General features: G+C 66.8%; 7 protein-coding genes. 3 read left to right on the forward strand and 4 right to left on the reverse strand.

The genetic code is table 11. From position 1 onward, the window contains the following. Nucleotides 1–29 precede the first annotated feature (29 nt). Nucleotides 30–4,658, reverse strand: coding sequence for a 2-oxoacid:acceptor oxidoreductase family protein (locus QQZ18_RS19040; protein ID WP_284542529.1), 4,629 nt, complete (start codon nt 4,656–4,658; stop codon nt 30–32). 819 nt (nt 4,659–5,477) lie between these two features. On the opposite strand from QQZ18_RS19040, the gene QQZ18_RS19045 reads away from it, so the two are divergent. The 3 genes from QQZ18_RS19045 to QQZ18_RS19055 are packed head-to-tail and all read left to right on the forward strand — an operon-like array spanning nt 5,478 to nt 8,361. Next, nucleotides 5,478–5,711, forward strand: a complete 234-nt coding sequence (locus QQZ18_RS19045) for a FeoA family protein (RefSeq protein ID WP_284542530.1) — start codon at nt 5,478–5,480, stop codon at nt 5,709–5,711. After that, entirely contained in the window at nt 5,708–8,110 is a 2,403-nt protein-coding gene (gene feoB, locus QQZ18_RS19050) for a Fe(2+) transporter permease subunit FeoB (protein WP_284542531.1), read from the forward strand. Before QQZ18_RS19045 ends, feoB begins: the two co-directional genes overlap by 4 nt. 5 nt (nt 8,111–8,115) lie before the next feature. Beyond that, entirely contained in the window at nt 8,116–8,361 is a 246-nt protein-coding gene (locus QQZ18_RS19055) for a FeoC-like transcriptional regulator (RefSeq protein WP_284542532.1), read from the forward strand. A gap of 92 nt (nt 8,362–8,453) precedes the next feature. On the opposite strand, the gene trxA is transcribed toward QQZ18_RS19055, so the two are convergent. The 3 genes from trxA to addB all read right to left on the reverse strand — a co-directional run bounded on the left by trxA (nt 8,454) and on the right by addB (nt 15,521). Next, nucleotides 8,454–8,774 (reverse strand): thioredoxin TrxA, encoded by a 321-nt coding sequence (trxA, locus tag QQZ18_RS19060; RefSeq protein WP_284542533.1) that lies wholly within the window; start codon nt 8,772–8,774, stop codon nt 8,454–8,456. A 196-nt stretch (nt 8,775–8,970) separates the two neighbouring features. Then, nucleotides 8,971–12,462: a double-strand break repair helicase AddA gene (gene addA / locus QQZ18_RS19065; protein WP_284542534.1), complete on the reverse strand. Its 3,492-nt coding sequence runs from the start codon at nt 12,460–12,462 to the stop codon at nt 8,971–8,973. Next, on the reverse strand, nt 12,459–15,521 hold the full coding sequence (addB, locus tag QQZ18_RS19070) for a double-strand break repair protein AddB (protein ID WP_284542535.1): 3,063 nt from the start codon (nt 15,519–15,521) through the stop codon (nt 12,459–12,461). Before addB ends, addA begins: the two co-directional genes overlap by 4 nt. Nucleotides 15,522–15,524 lie beyond the last annotated feature (3 nt).

The following is a 15,524-nucleotide window of genomic DNA, read 5'->3' on the forward strand; positions in this document are numbered from 1 at the left end:
GGCCCAATTGTCTTCGAGTTGGAAGCCGATTACTCGGCGGCGCTGCTCGCAGCACCCTTCAGCGCTTCGATCTCGGCAACGGCCTCGTCGTAGCGGCTCTGCAGGGCGTCGAGTTCGGCCTGATGGGCCTCGTCGAGCTTGGCGGCGTCGATGCCGGCCAGGTTCTGCAGGGTGCGCCAGAAGCGGCGGCGTTCCTCGACCAGGCGAACGATCTGGGCCGGAACCGGGAAGCGGATGAGCTTGCCCTTCTTGACTTCCCAGATGAACGGGATCTTGCCGACCCGCTCTTCTTCGCTGAGGTCGATGAACTCGTCGATCGACACGGCATTGTTGACGTCATCGGCAAGCGGCTTGCCGGTGAACTGCTTCTTGAAGCGGCCTTCCTGGTGAGCGAAGTGAGCCGGGGTCAGCGGCACTTCCTTCGTCTGCTCGTTGCCGTCGGCGTCCTTGTAGGTCAGGACGAGGGTCGTCCAGTCCTGCTCGACGTCGGGGTTGCCGTCCAGCGAGAAGCGCTCCTTCAGCACCGAGCCGCCGTCCGGATTGTGGACGTAGACCGGGCTGGTGCGGCTCTCGACGGCGAGGCGGGCATGCTCGCTCGACACGTCGTCACCGATGCCCTGCTCGCCCTGGCAAGGCGTGTAGACGTCGATGATGGCCGGAGACGTCGTCCGCGACAGGGCGGAGAGGACGTTCTTCAGGAAGTGCCCCTGGATGGAGGTGGCGGTCTGCACCACCATCACCGCCGGGTGGAAGGCGGCGATCAGGCCGAGTTCCTTGCGGTTGTCGGTCTTGCCGGCATGCGCCGCGCCATAGCGGGCGAGGTCGGAGTCCTGACCGATCAGCGAGGAGGTCGAGGCCTGACCACCGGTGTTGGAGTACACGCCGGTGTTGACCACGATCACCTTGATCGGCGTCTTGGTCGACAGCAACCGCGACAGCGCGCCGAAGCCGATGTCGTAGGTGGCGCCGTCGCCGCCGATCGAGAACACGGTCGGCAGGCGGCCGAGTTCGGTCTCGGTGAAGTCTTCCCAGGCAAAGGTCCGGAAGGCCTTGTCGTGAACCGCCGGCTCATACTTGTCGTCGAGCTCCAGCTCGGCGACGCGCATGGCCCTGAAGTTCACCAGCACGTCGGCCGCGATACCTTCGTAGATGCCCTTGGCGAGCGCGGGGGCATCCTGGAACAGGCTGTTCACCCACGGATCGCGGTAGGGGTTGTACGGGAAGGTCGAGGAGTACACGCTCGAACAGCCGGTCGAGTTGGCAATCACCGCGGCAGCCGGGCCTTCGCCCGTCGGACCGCTCTCCAGCAGGAAGAGGTGGTGATTGATCGTCTCAAGCGACGACTTCAGACGGGCGATACGACCCTCGTCGGTCAGCGTCGACAGCTTGGTCTCGATCTTGGCGATCAGCGCCTCGACCTCGGCGATGTGCTCCTTGCGGGCGCGGCCCTGGAGAGCATTGTTCGCCGCCATGATCAGGCGCAACGCCGTCACCTCGCCGCAGCCGCGGCAACCGCCGTGACCACCGGTCATGGCATAGTAGTTGTCACGGTCGAGGATGAGGCGCTTGGCGTTGGCGCCAGTCAGCTGCTCGGTGAAGCGAGACGGGGTGTTGGCCGTCTTGGTCAGGAACTCGAAGCGAGCCTGCAGCGTCTCGAGGAGCGCGTCGTCCTGCTCGGTCTGAACCAGAGCGTCGGAACCACAGACGGTGGTGCATTCGAGACAGCCCGAGCACTTCCACGGGTCGAGGCCGACCGAGTAGAGAGCACCGGAACCGGGCACCTTCTTCTCGGCCTGATCGAAGAACAGACGGGTGCGCGCAACCGGGAAGTTGGCGAGAACCGTCGTCATCTTGTCGAAGTCGAGAGCGAGCGACGCGTTGCCGGCGGCGATGCCGGGCGCCACCTGGGCGAAGATCTCATGGAAGGCGCGGGCCTTCGGCTGAGCCTTGTAGACTTCGCGGATGGCAGTGGCGATGGCCGGAGCCTTGGCGACGAGCTCGGCGCGGCGGGCTTCCGAAACGTCGATCTGACGAGCGGCGGTGGCAACAAGATCGTCGATCTCATGCACCGTCGACGGCATGGCGGCGTCGGGGCAGACCAGCGTGCACTCAAGGCAGGCCGTGCACTTCTCGGCATCGAACACCGGCACCTGCCGGCGGAAGAGGCCCTTGTCCTTCATGGCGGCGGAACCGGCCGGCATGAACATGCCGGTGCCCGGCAGAACCGGCGATTCGCCGATGGTGCCATCCTTGAACGGACCGGCGAGCATGTCCTCGTAGTACTCGTTGTCGAAGATGCCGGCCGGCGAGCTGATGTCGAGGCTGCACATCGAGGCGGAGACCGCCACCGAACGAGCCTGGGTCACCGGGGCGTCGGCCTCGGCAGCCTTGAAGGCCGGGTCGTTGTAGGCGACTTCGTGGGTTGCCTCGGCACCCTCGGCGATGACCGCCATGTTGCCGGCAACGACGGCGTCACCCTTGGCGCCGAACTTCTTGGAGATCTGCTGACGCACCTTCTCCAGGATGGCGGCGCGGTCGGCACCGGCGGTGATCCGCTTCTCATGGCCGCAGAGCGCGCCGATGAAGGCGATGCCCATCATGCGGGTGGCGAGTTCCGGCGACGGAGCGTTCTTGCTGGCGACGGCGAAGGCGTCGACCACCAGGAACTTGATCTCCTTGTCGCGGATCGTCTTGCGGGCCGAAGCCGGCATGTCGAGCCAGGCTTCAAGCGGCGACTTCGACGTCTGCAGGATGAACGTGCCACCCTTGGCGAGACCGCGCAGCGGGTTGGAGTGCGCGAAGACCTTGTGGTCCGGCGAGATGACGATCTCGACGTCCTCGATCTCGGCGTTGGTGATCTTCACCGGCTCCGGAGACAGGGTGATGTAGTAGTTGGTGGGCGCGCCGGACTTCTCCGAGCCGTACTTGGGGGCGGCCTTGGAGTAGAGGCCGAGGGCGCCGGCCAGGATATCGGTCAGGAGCTTGCCGGTGGCGATGGTGCCGTAACCGCCCACCGAGTGGAAGCGGACGCGGAAGGCATCGTCAGGCAGCAGGCGGGGGTTCTCGCCCGTCTCCAGCGCCATGAACTCGGTCTGCGGATAGGCAGCCTTGAGCTTGGCCTGGACTTCGCTCATGCGGGCATTCGGGTTCTTCGAGAAGAACTGCGAGCCGAGGTAGACGAACGGGTTGTTGCGGGCCGCTTCCATGTTGTCGAAGGCGGCGACGATGTGACGCGACTGCAGGTCATGACCGCCGAGGCCGAAGATGGCCGTGGTGACCTTGGGCAGCTTGTCGATGGCGGGGATGCCCTCGTGACGGCCGCCGTCGGCGTTCTCGCGGGCCTTGAACAGGGCCTGCGTGACGAAGCCGGTCAGGGCGGTGTCGTCCGAGCGCTCGAGCACCGTGACGGCCTTCTTGCCGGCGATGGCAGCGATCAGCTCGGCTTCCGGGAACGGCTGCAGCAGCTTGATGGCGATCGAACCGACCTTGCGGCCCTTCGAACGCAGATAGTCGACAACGGCTTCGACGTCGTCGGTGACCGAGCCGAGGCCGATCATGACGTAGTCGGCGTCTTCGGTCTTGTAGGTCATGACCGGCGAATAGTGGCGGCCGGTCAGCTCACCGTACTCGTCCATGGCCTGCTTGACGAACTTCGGCACGTCCACGACGAAGTGGGTGCGATGGTCGGCGGCACCGGACTGGAAATCGGGCTGGTTCTGCACGCCACCGGTCAGGCCGGGGTTGTGGATGTCGACCAGCGCCGGGACGAGCTGGCGGGTGCCCTTTTCCCAGGCGTTCAGCCACTGGCGCTTGAACTGGCCCTTGAGCTCGGCCGGAACCCACTTGGCGGCGGCTTCGATCAGCTTGCCCTCGTTGTCGGCCTCGATGGCCTCTTCGTTGGCGTCAATGTAGGCCTTGAGCGAGGTGGCGTCGGCGGCGACGAAGGTGTCCTTCTTGCGCACCAGCCACTGACGCAGCTGGTAGGCGCGGCCCTTGGCGCCGAACAGGATTTCCTGGGCGACGGTCGGGCACTTGATGCGGCCGGTGGGATCGCCGAGGAATTCCTTCAGCATCGCCGGTTCCGGCATCTTGGCTTCCGACAGCATGTGCGAGGTCGCAAAGCCGTCCATCGAGTTGGCGACCGGCACCAGCGACAGCGCGGACACCTTGTAGGAGATGGCGGCGAGATCGGCCGCTTCCTGCGGGTTGGCGCCGAACAGGATGGTGTAGCCGGTGGGCAGCAGCGAGTAGACGTCGTCATGGCCGGCCATGACGTTGAGCGAATGCTTCGACACCACGCGGGCGGCCACCTGCAGCACGAAGCCGCCGGCCTTCTTGCCGACGGTCACGTAATGCGACTCGAGGCCGTAGAGGATGCCCTGCGAGGACGAGGCGTTGGAGATGAACTTGCCACCGGTCAGCGCCGCGCCGAGGGCGCCCGACTGGGCCGAATGCTCACCTTCCGGCTCGTAGAAGAAGGGGTGGCGGCCCCAGACGTTGCAGCCGCCGCCAGCGCGGAAGCTCTCATAGATTTCGGAAATTTCGGTCGAGGGCGTGATCGGGTAGCCGATGACGCCGCCGCATACGTGGCCCATGACATGGGCAACGGCGCCGTTGCCGTTGATGACCGTGGGAAGACCTGGATATTTCGCGCTCATTTGCTGCATCCGTCCTGCTGCATCTGGTGTTCCTGTCCGCCCTCGTCCGATCAGTCACTGGTCGAGGTTCGGGCAACGTACGCCGATGTTCAGCTGCCGATGGAGTTTTGACCTTGATTTCAGTCAAAACTATACGAAACTTACTTGGGCTTCGGTGTTGTTACCGATGGACCCTTCTGCCGTTATAGAGGTGTGGCTGAGCTTTGTCGTAAGTACTCAACCGGGGACTACGTGAAAATGCGAAGGTTTTACTGCTATGCGTTTTTTGCAGAGCACCGGCTACGCCACCAATGGTCCTCTTTCGTCTCATCTTTCGGCAACTTACTGCTGCTAAAGCAGAAATCCCCGAAACTTGAGTTCGGCGGCGCCTTTTTTCCTGGCCCCTGTGGTTGGTGATTAGCGGTATTTCTCGCAACGGGCCGGACAGTATTCGTCAGAAAATTAATCGGTTTATCTACGCGATGTCGATCGCGCTCTTTTCTTTGCGAGGCGCCGCAGTTCAAAGTCCACCACAGAAAGCAAGTTTAATCCTCGAGAAGCTGGATTTCCAGCTCCCTTTCGACCCTACGTATTCCACCGCCGGCAGGCGCCGGCGGTTTCTACACGAGACCAGGCCGATTGTACTGCCGCGTTTGCCAATGCATCGCCACCGAACTCGCTGAAGTTATCAAGCGACCTCCGTGACATTCGTTAAGCCTAAGGTCGAATACGAATTGAGAGGCATAAGCACGAGGACATATACAGTTGAGAGTGAGTTGCAGTGTCGATGCTGCCGGCCGGATCATCCGGTTGGGCGCGCCACTGGCGGAGTGCGCGAGAATGGGCCTTTCGATCGAGACGATGAAGCCGGGTGACAGTGCCCGCGTCACTGGCCTGGTGGCCGGCGATCGTGGCTACCGGCAGCGCCTGCTCGCCATGGGCCTTACCCCTGGCGCGGTGCTGGAAGTCCGGCGTAAGGCACCGCTCGGCGACCCGGTTGAAATTTCCGTTCGCAATTTCACGCTGACCCTTCGCAAATCCGAAGCGGCCATCCTGGAGCTGGAGGCCGTATGATGGTCACGGGAAAGCCTCTCGTTGTTGCCGTCGTCGGTAATCCCAACTGCGGCAAGTCCACCCTGTTCAATGCTCTGACGGGCGCGACGCAAAAGGTCGGCAACTGGCCGGGCGTTACCGTCGAAAAGCGTGTCGGCCGCTTTCTCCTCGAAGACCAGCCCGTCGACGTGGTCGACCTGCCGGGTGTCTACCTGATCGGCAGTGCCGATGCCGGTTCGCAGGATGAGCGCGTTGCGCGCGATTTCGTCATGTCCGGCGAGGCCGATCTCGTCCTCAACATCGTCGATGCGTCCAACCTGGAGCGCAATCTCTACCTCACCACACAGCTCATCGAGCTCGGCGTGCCCATGCTGGTCGTCCTCAACATGATGGACATGGCGAAGGCGGATGGCGTGGAGATCGACATCGACGAGCTGTCGAAGCGGCTCGGCTGCCCAGTCATTCCAACGATCGCAACGCGTGGGCTTGGTCGTCACGAACACGCCCACCACGGGCATCACCATGGCCATCAAGGTCGTCGTGACGCCCTCAAGTCGGCGATCATCGAGGCCGCCCGCGCTGGAGCGAGGCCGATTGCCCGCCCCGAACAGGATCCCGCCGTCGTCGCAGCCGTCGCGAAGCTAGCTCCGCTCGTCGCCGACGCCGCCCGTGACGCGAAGGCCGATCCCGCCTGGGTGGCGCTGAAGCTGATCGAAGGCGATACCCTCGCAGAGACCATAGCCGGGCCAAGCCTGGCTACCGATGTCGCCAACGCCCGTGCCGCCATCGAAGCGGCGACCGGCGAGGATGCCGACATCGTCATCGCCGACGGCCGCTATCGCTTCATCGGCGAGCTGATGGCCGGCGTCTTTCGGCGGACGCAGCGGTTGTCCGCTTCAATGTCGCAGATGATCGACCGCGTCGTCCTCAATCGTGTGCTGGGCGTCCCGATCTTCCTGTTCGCCATGTATCTGATGTTCCTGTTCACCATCTCGGTGGGCGGAGCCTTCATCGATTTCTTCGACCAGGCGTTCGGCGCCGTCTTCGTCGACGGCTTGGGCGGGCTGCTAGCCGCCCTCGGTACGCCTCCCATCGTCGAGGCGGCTCTGGTCGGCTTCGGTTCGGGCATCCAGACGGTGTCGACATTCGTGCCGATCATCGCCTGTCTGTTCCTGTTCCTGTCCTTCCTCGAGGACTCCGGCTACATGGCCCGCGCTGCTTTCGTCATGGACCGCGCCATGCGGGCCATCGGCCTGCCGGGCAAGTCCTTCGTGCCGCTGATCGTCGGCTTCGGCTGCAACGTGCCGGCCATCATGGCGACGCGAACCCTTGAGAGCCGCCGCGACCGCATCATGACGTCGCTGATGGCGCCCTTCATGTCCTGCGGTGCCCGCCTGCCGGTGTTCGCGCTGTTCGCGGCTGCCTTCTTCCCGGTGAGCGGCCAGAACATCGTGTTCGGCCTCTACATCGTTGGCCTCGCCTTCGCGGTGCTGACCGGCCTCGTCCTGAAGTCGACGCTGCTCGACGGCGAGCCGACCCGCTTCGTCATGGAGCTGCCGCCCTACCACATTCCCACCATCCGCTCCGTCGCCGTTCAGGCATGGCAGCGTCTGCGCGAGTTCATCCTCCGCGCCGGTCAGGTGATCGTCCCGATCGTCATGGTGCTGTCCTTCCTGTCGGCGATCGGCACCGATGGCAGCGTGAACCGCGACAACACCCGCGGCAGCGTGTTGGCAGTCGTCAGCCAGGAACTGGTTCCGGTGTTCGAGCCGATGGGTGTGACCCGCGACAACTGGCCGGCCGCGGTCGGCCTGTTCACCGGCATTTTCGCCAAGGAAGCGGTGATCGGCACGCTCAACGCCCTCTACGAGCAAGTCGGTACGGAAGGGGCGGCGCCCGCCGCTGCCGAAGGCGCTGCGACCACTGAGGAAGCGGTCGGTCTCGGCGGCAAGCTTCTCGGCGCGCTCGCGACCATCCCCGAAAACCTCGGGGCGCTTGGTGGCAGTCTCGTCGATCCGCTCGGGATCAATGTCGGCTACGTCGACGACAGTGCCGCCGCTGCCCAGGAACTGGAGGTCGACGGCTCGGTGTTTGGCGCCATGCAGTCCCATTTCGGTGGGACCGCCGCAGCCTTCTCCTACATGCTGCTGATCCTGCTCTATACGCCATGCGTCGCGGCGCTCGGTGCCATGCGTCACGAGATCGGTGGCAAGTGGACGGCCTTCGCGGCCGTCTGGACGACCGCCGTCGGCTATCTCGCCGCCGTGTCGTTCTATCAGGCGGCGACGTTTGCCGCCCATCCTGCCAGTTCCACCCGTTGGTTGCTGATGGCCGCCGTCATTTTTGCAGCCGGCGTTGCCGCCATGTGGATGGCCGGCCGGGCGCGCGGGCGTTCGCTCGCCGCGCAGCCCGCGGAGTGATGCCCATGATGACGCCCTCCACCGTCCGCGATTATCTCAAGGAGCGGGGCAACGCGTCCCTCTCCGACGTCGCCGTGCACTTCGATGCCGGCGAGGATGCCGTCCGCGCCGTGCTGGATCTCTGGGTCGCCAAGGGCAAGATACGTCCGCTGGCGGCCGGCGCCGCCTGTTCGAGAGCGGGTTCCTGCGGCTGCTCTTGCAAGGCCGAGGAGATCTACGAGTGGGTCGGAGACCTGAGGCTGGCCGGGTGAACGCGCTTCCAACCGGCTGAACCCGCTTCCAACGAAAAACCCCGGTTCCGCGACGCGGAACCGGGGTTTGTCTTTTCAAAGCTCAAAAACTGTCAGATGGCGGCCTTGATCCAGGCGGCGAGGTCGCTTTTCGGAGCGGCTCCCACCTTCATGGCGGCAGGCTCGCCATCCTTGAAGATGATCAGCGTCGGAATGGAGCGGACGCCGTACTTCATCGCCGTATTGCCGTTCTCGTCGATATTGAGCTTGGCGATGGTGATCTTGCCGTCGAGCTCGCCGGCGATTTCGTCGAGCGCCGGAGCGATCATGCGGCAGGGGCCGCACCACTCGGCCCAGAAATCGACGAGGACGGGCGTCGACGAGGCAAGCACGTCGGTGGGAAACGACTGGTCGGTGACTTTCTTGGTCGACATGACGGACCTCGCAAGATGGACGACGCGGCGCCGACTCATCGTCGGGCCGCGCCTGTTGCCAGAAAGCTAAGGAGCGGACCCTTCAGCGTCAAGCGCGGCTGAAGCATGGGCGGTGGGTGCCGCCAGCCGCACTCGAAATCGCTCCTCGATAAAACAAAGCCTTAGAGCGGCCGCCCAACGGATTTTTGCTTCAGGGTCAATCGCCGATTTCGCTTTTGTGATCGATTGGCTCGCCGCCGGCATCCAAGTCCTCGAGATAGGCGGCGAGCGTCGCGTCCAATGTGTCCTCCGCCACCTCGTCGAACCGCGCCGTGACCGTCCAGAGAATGGCGGCCCGAACCGGCCGGTCGGGCCAGAGGCGCCCGAGCACGGCACGATAGAGAGCAAGCTGCAGGACGTATCTCTGCGGAACCGTGCGCGGCGGATGCGCCGCCGTCTTGTAGTCGACGATGGTCACGGCTCCCGGTTCGACCAGAAGGCGGTCGACATTGCCGCCGATGGAAATCGACTTCCCGCCGGCGGTCGTCACGCTTCCGACGATCGCCGCCTCGGCTCGGGCGGCCGGAGAGAACAGCAGCATGAGGTCCGGCCGGGCCATCAGGGCCACGATGCTCTCGACCAGCGTGGTCCGTTCCCCGTCCGAAAGGTCCGGCAGGAGACGGGCGAGATAACTGTCGGCGGCGGCGGTGCGGGCGGTAGGCTCGATGTCGGGCAGAAGCTCGAACAGGCGGTGCAGCAAGATGCCACGGGCCGCAGCCGCCGGATCGAAGGTCGTTCCCGGCCCGCCGCTCCGGCTCGTCGGCGCAGCGCGCGATGGCGCAACCCTTGTCGGTTCAGGAGCGGCGTCGGCGACCTTGCGGGCCAGCCATCCGGGTAGCGGCTCGGGCTCGCCGATACCCGCTTTGGCTGGCTTCGGCGGGGCGGGCGGATCTTCGTCAGGTGCATGCCATCGCCAGGCGACAACGGTGCCTTCGGCATCCTTCACCACCTCGGCATCGGTTCCGAGCGCCGCTTCGACCAGCCCGTGCCAGCGGCGATCGGCTCCCTCTTCGGCGCCTTTCAGCCCGGCGACGATCAGCCGGTCCCGGGCGCGCGTCAGCCCGACATAGAGCAGGCGCTTGTATTCCTCCTCCTGCGCGGTGATGAAGGCCGAAGCTGCCGCTTCCACCGGCGCCGGACGGAAGGCTCCTCCCTGGCGCCAGACGATCGGCGGGTTGGGACCGTCGCCCACCGCCAGCACGTCGGGCAGGTTCTTCTCGCTGGCCGGTTTGTCGCCGGGGTCGATCAGGAACACGATGGGCGCTTCCAGGCCCTTCGAGCCGTGCACCGTCATGACGCGAACCTCGTCGCGTTCGGCGTCGAGTTCGCGGCGGATCAGTTCGCCCCCTTTGGCGAGCCGGTCGACGAAGCCGTTGAGCCCGGCCGTCTCCTCACCTTCGTAGACCAGCGCCAGCGTCAGTAGCTCGTCGATCACTTCGTCGGCTTCGCGGCCGAAGCGGGCGCGATAGGTCGCACGCCCGCCATCGGGACCGACGAGTCGCGACAGGAAGGCGAAGGGCTCGCCCCGGTCGGCCCGGTTCATCCAGAGCGCGACGGTGGCTCGCAACCGTTCGGCGTCGGCGTCCCCCTCGGCCGCCTGTCGCCGGACGGCGTCCCAGAGACGTCCGGATCGGCCGTGGGCAAGGCGGAACAGCGCCTCCTCCGAAAGCCCGACGAGTGGCGACTTGGCGACGGTGGCGAGCGTCAGGTCGTCTTCGGGCAGGAGTGCGACGCGGGCTGCGGCCAGCAGGTCCTGCGTGACGATGTGGCCGACCACGTCGAGCCGGTCGGCACCGGCCACCGCCACGCCGCGCTGCTTCAAGGCCCGGTTGACCGCCTCGACGAAAGCGCCGCGCTTGCGGACGAGCACCAGGATGTCGCCGGGCCGGATCGGAGCACCAGTGGCGGGGAGGCGGGTGCCCGAGCGCAGCCAGCCGGCGATCTCATCGGCAATGCGGCCGGCAAGACGCACGGCGGGACTGGCCGTGGCCGTGGCGTCGACAGGATCTTCCCAGTTGCCGGGCGGTGGCGCCGGCAGCTTCTCGACGGACGGCCACAGCTCGACGAGACCGGGCTCGCGGCCGCGCACCGTCTCGTGAACGGTCGGGCCGGGGTCGGTGGAAAGGCCGGCATGCGCTTCGGGATTGCGGAACACCGCATCGACGGCCCCTACCACGGCGGCCGTCGAGCGGAAGGACAGGGTAAGGCGGAGATCGTGAACCGGCAGTCCGGCTGCGGCAAGGCGCCGCCCCAGCGTCTTGCGCGTCTGGCCGAACAGATGCGGTGCCGCCCCCTGAAAGGAATAGATCGACTGCTTTTCGTCGCCGACCGCGAAGACGGTTCGCCGCCGGTTCGGTCGCGCTCCTTCGCCGGCTGAGAATTCGCCGGTGAGCGCCTCGACGATCTGCCATTGGCGCGGCGAGGTGTCCTGCGCCTCATCGACGAGCACGTGGTCGAGACCCTCGTCGAGCTTGTACTGCACCCACTCGGTAGCGTCCGAATTCGAGAGGAGGGTGGCGGCCCGATCGATCAGGTCGTCGAAGTCGAGGAGACCGAGCCGCGCCTTCTTGGCTTCGATGAGGCCGATCATCCGGTCGGCAAGGCGAAGGAGGGCGGCGCTGCGCGTCCCCCAAAGCGTCGCCGACAGGGCGCGTTCAAGGCCGACAAGCCGCTGCGCTTCCTGTTCGAAACGCTCGCTCGCCTCCGGCAGCGCATCGAGGACATCCTTGGTGAAGGGGCGTTTGCGCGGCTCGCTCTTGGCCGTCAGGAACAGGTTGCGCCAGAGCGGCCTACGCGCCTCGGCGTCGCTAGCGGCCAGGGCGGCGCGGAAGCCCTCGGCGAGCGTCGTCATCGACTTGGCCTTCGAGGCGTCCAGGGCATCGATGAGCCGGCTCAGGAACGATCCAGAGAAGTCCGGCGGGGCTGCCATATCCCCGACAAGGCTCTCCCGGCTGGCGCCGGCCGGCGCGCCGAGGTCCTCTGGCAAAGCGGCCAGCGTCTCGTTTATCGATGGCTTGCCGCCGAAGAAGGCGGCCAGCTCGTCGCGAGCGGCCACTACGGCGGAAAGCGCCCGGTCGAGCGCTTCGTCGCCAGCGATGGCCACCAGCTCGGAAAGCGCCCGCCCTTCCGGACTGTCGGGATGAGCGGCGCAGGCGGACAGAAGCTCGGCCCGCGCTTCGGCGTAGAGGTCGGCGGCGCGTGCGTCGTCGAGGACGCGGAAGCGGCCGTCGAGCCCGGCTTCCAGCGGGAAACGCTGCAACAGGGCTTCGGCAAACGCGTGGATGGTCTGGATCTTCAGGCCACCCGGCGTTTCGATGGCGCGGGCGAACAGCCGTCGCGCCGGCGCCAGACGCTCCGGCTGCACCGGCTTTCCCTCAAGCTCGGACAGAACGGCGATCAGGTCGTCGTCGCTGAGCCCCGCCCAGCGGCCGAGCTCGTCGAAGATGCGCCCCGACATCTCGGCCGCCGCCGCCTTGGTGAAGGTGAGACAGAGGATGCGGCCGGGGTCGACGCCATCGAGCAACAGGCGGATCACCCGCCGTGTCAGCACCCAGGTTTTGCCCGAGCCGGCATTGGCCGACACGAAGGCGGAGGCTTCGGGGTCGGTGGCGAGAAGCTGCGTCCGACGGGTCGCGACCGGGATTTTCATTCCTCGCCTCCGTCGTCCTCGATGCTCCACTCGCTGACCCGGGCGAGATGGTCGTAGTCGCCGCGGTCGGTCTTGCGGAAGGGCCGTGCGCGCGACAGGTAGCCGCGCTTCGGGTCGGCATAGGCGCGAACGAGGCCACGCAGGCGCAGTTCCGCCTCGGCTATGGTCTCCTCCAGCGTCACAGGATCGCCGCCGCGCGGCGCGTGACCGGTATAGCTCTCGATCTCGTCGCGGCCTTCGAGGCCGCGCAACACCACGTGCACCAGTTCGGCCGACTCGCGCGGGCTCGCCAGGCGTGCAAAGCCGCCGTGGCGGGCGATGACCGCTTCAAGCGGCAACTGCGGCGTAAGCTGGGCGGCGATCTGCGCCGCCGTGGGCGCCCGGCCCGTCTTGAAGTCGATGATGGTGACGCGGCCATCGGCTTCGATGTCGACCCGGTCGGCTCGGCCGGTCAGGGCGAAGTCGTCGCTTACCTTCAGACTGCCTTCGATTTCCGGGTGACGCGCCAGCGGCGCGCGCCTTGCTTCGAACTCCAGCACGATGAAACGGGCCAGCGCCTGAAAGCGCGGCCACCAGAGCGCGTGGACTTCCGGGTGGGCGGCGAGCGCCTCGGAAAAACGCCCCCGACCGAGCTCGATCAGCGCCGCGACGGCTGTCTCGTCCCAGGGAGCGGTCCAGGTCGCCGCAAAGTCGGCGAGAATGTCGTGGATGAGCGTCCCGCGAGTGCCGAAGTCGGGCGTCTCGCCGAAGCTGTCGAGCGGCCTGAGCTTCAGGACGCGCTTGGCATAGATGGCGTAGGGGTCGCGGATCAGCGTTTCGATGTCGGTGACCGGCAGCATGCGCGGTCTCGCCGCCACAGGCGGTGCGGGATTCGGCCGCGGCGCGCGCGAGACCGCCGGCCGGTCGTCGAGCCGGCGCGCCCAGTCGAGGAAGCGGCCGCCGCGCGCTTCCATGGCCTCAGTTCGTGCCGGACCGATCAGGCTGGTCAGGCGCTGGAGGAAGCGGGTTGGCACGGTGGGCGCACCGCCACGCCGGGCCGATCGGATCAGGACCGTATCCGGTGCGCCGAGTGCCGAGGAAAAATCGTGCGCGGACAGGCCGATGCGGACCTCGGGCGGGCTGAGTCCGAGACCGGCGCGCATCGGCCGCGACAGCCAGGCGCCGGTGTCGGTGACCGGCGGGAAGACGCCTTCGTCGAGTCCGACCAGCACGAGGCGATCGGTGGGCAGAAGGCGCGCCTCGATCGGGCCGGTTGCCATGACGCGAGCATTCCGGCTCGGCGTCAGTACCAGAACGTTGCCGATCAGCGCCCGCAGGACGGGCGCGAAATCGGTACCGGTGAGCGCCAGTCCGGCGTCTGGGGCGCGGAGGTGCTCATCGAGGATCGACAGAAGCTGCCGTTCCGCCCGGGTCGGCTCGTCATTGTCGTCCTCGGCGCGGCGGGTGACCTGACCCAGCGTCTCGCGCAGGGCGCCGAGAAACTCGGCCAGCGTCGGCGCCGGCATGGCCGCTGCCGCGACGAGCGGCGCCAAGGCATCGCCAAAGGCGGCGGCGAGGGCGACCGCATCGGACAGGGCGGTACCGTCACGGCCCGGCTCGGCCTGCTCCACCAACGCTCCCAACGCTTGCGAGATCGCGGGAACGCCGCCGGCAAGGCGGGGGCCGCGCAGCACCTTGCGGGCGATCAGGCGCCCGGCCGGCCGAATCCGCGCCGCGCTCCAGCCGAAGCGCGCCTCCGGGTGGCCCAGGATGGCCGCCACCTTCACCGGCGGGAAATTCTCGGCGGCGGCCTCGACGAGGAGCAGGACGAGCTGTCCGTAGGGCGTTTGCGGCAGCGGCTGGCCGGCGGTGTCCTCCACCTCGATTCCGAAGCGTTCGAGCTCGGCACCAACGCGGCGGATGATGGTGCGGTCCGGCGTGACGAGGATCGATCGCGCATCCGGATTTTCGAGGCATTGGCGGAGAGCGATGGCGGCGGCGAGCGCCTCTTCGGCCTCGTTGGCGGCAACGGCAAGGGAAACTCCGGCCAGCGCGGCATCGGTGCCCTCGGGGTCGGCGTCGAGAACGGCGGCGTGCTGCGGCCAGCTGTCGGTGACGGCGGCCGGCACCAGAGCCCGACGGACGATGTCGACGCGGGCGGCCAGTGCCGCCGCCGGCGTGCCCAGTTCGCCGACGTCTTCCCGTTCGATTCCGAGCCGTTCTACGAGCCGGTTCATGGTGTGCTCGGGGTGGGCACAATCAAGTAGGCTGGCGGCGATGGTTTCGCTCGGCGCGGCGGTGGCAAGACCCGGCATCACCACGGCCCCTTCCGCAAGGGAGAGTACCGCCGCCATCAGATCGGCGGTGCTCGGCACCGAACCGGTCGAACCGGCGATGATCACTGGACCAGGCGGCGGCCGGCGCTGCCAGCGGACAATGGTCGCCTCGACCATGGCGCGATGAAAGGCTCCGGCCCCGATCTGGCCTTGCTCGGCGATGGCGGCCGGCAGCGCCTCGGTGGCGATCCTGAGAAAGTTGAGCGACAGCTGCCACCAAGCCGCATAGTCGTCCGGAACCAGGGTGCCGAGCTTGCCCCAGTCGACGCCTTCCAGCTCGGCCTGGTCCAGCAGGGCGAGAAGGTCGGCTGAGAGATTGAGCGCTTCCGCTGGTGACCCCGGCACGGCGACCGGCTGGCCGGATGGTGTCAGCAACTGATCGCTCGCCACGCGCTCGCGCCAGCGGGCAACGAGGCGTGCCAGCATCAGGCGTCGTTCGGCGGCGGCGATCACCGGCGGCAGATCGAGCGCCTCGGGTGCCAGAAGATCGTCCTCGGCCTCCAGCACGTCGGATATGGAAAGGATCCGGGGCAGCATTGCCGACCCAGCACCGAAGGCGTCGCGGAACGCCTGTCTCAGCGCTGCGCCAGCCCGTCGGGTCGGCAGGTAGATGCTGACGTCGGCAAGGTCGAGAGGGTTGCGCCGATAGTCGCGGCCGGCAAACAGGCGGCCGTCGAGAAGCGCTTCGGCCAGCGTGGCGAGGAAGGGCGCACCGGGGTGAATGGTGAAGACGCGCCCGGTCATTGC

This window comes from Pleomorphomonas sp. T1.2MG-36, assembly GCF_950100655.1.
In the GTDB taxonomy this organism is placed as follows: domain Bacteria; phylum Pseudomonadota; class Alphaproteobacteria; order Rhizobiales; family Pleomorphomonadaceae; genus Pleomorphomonas.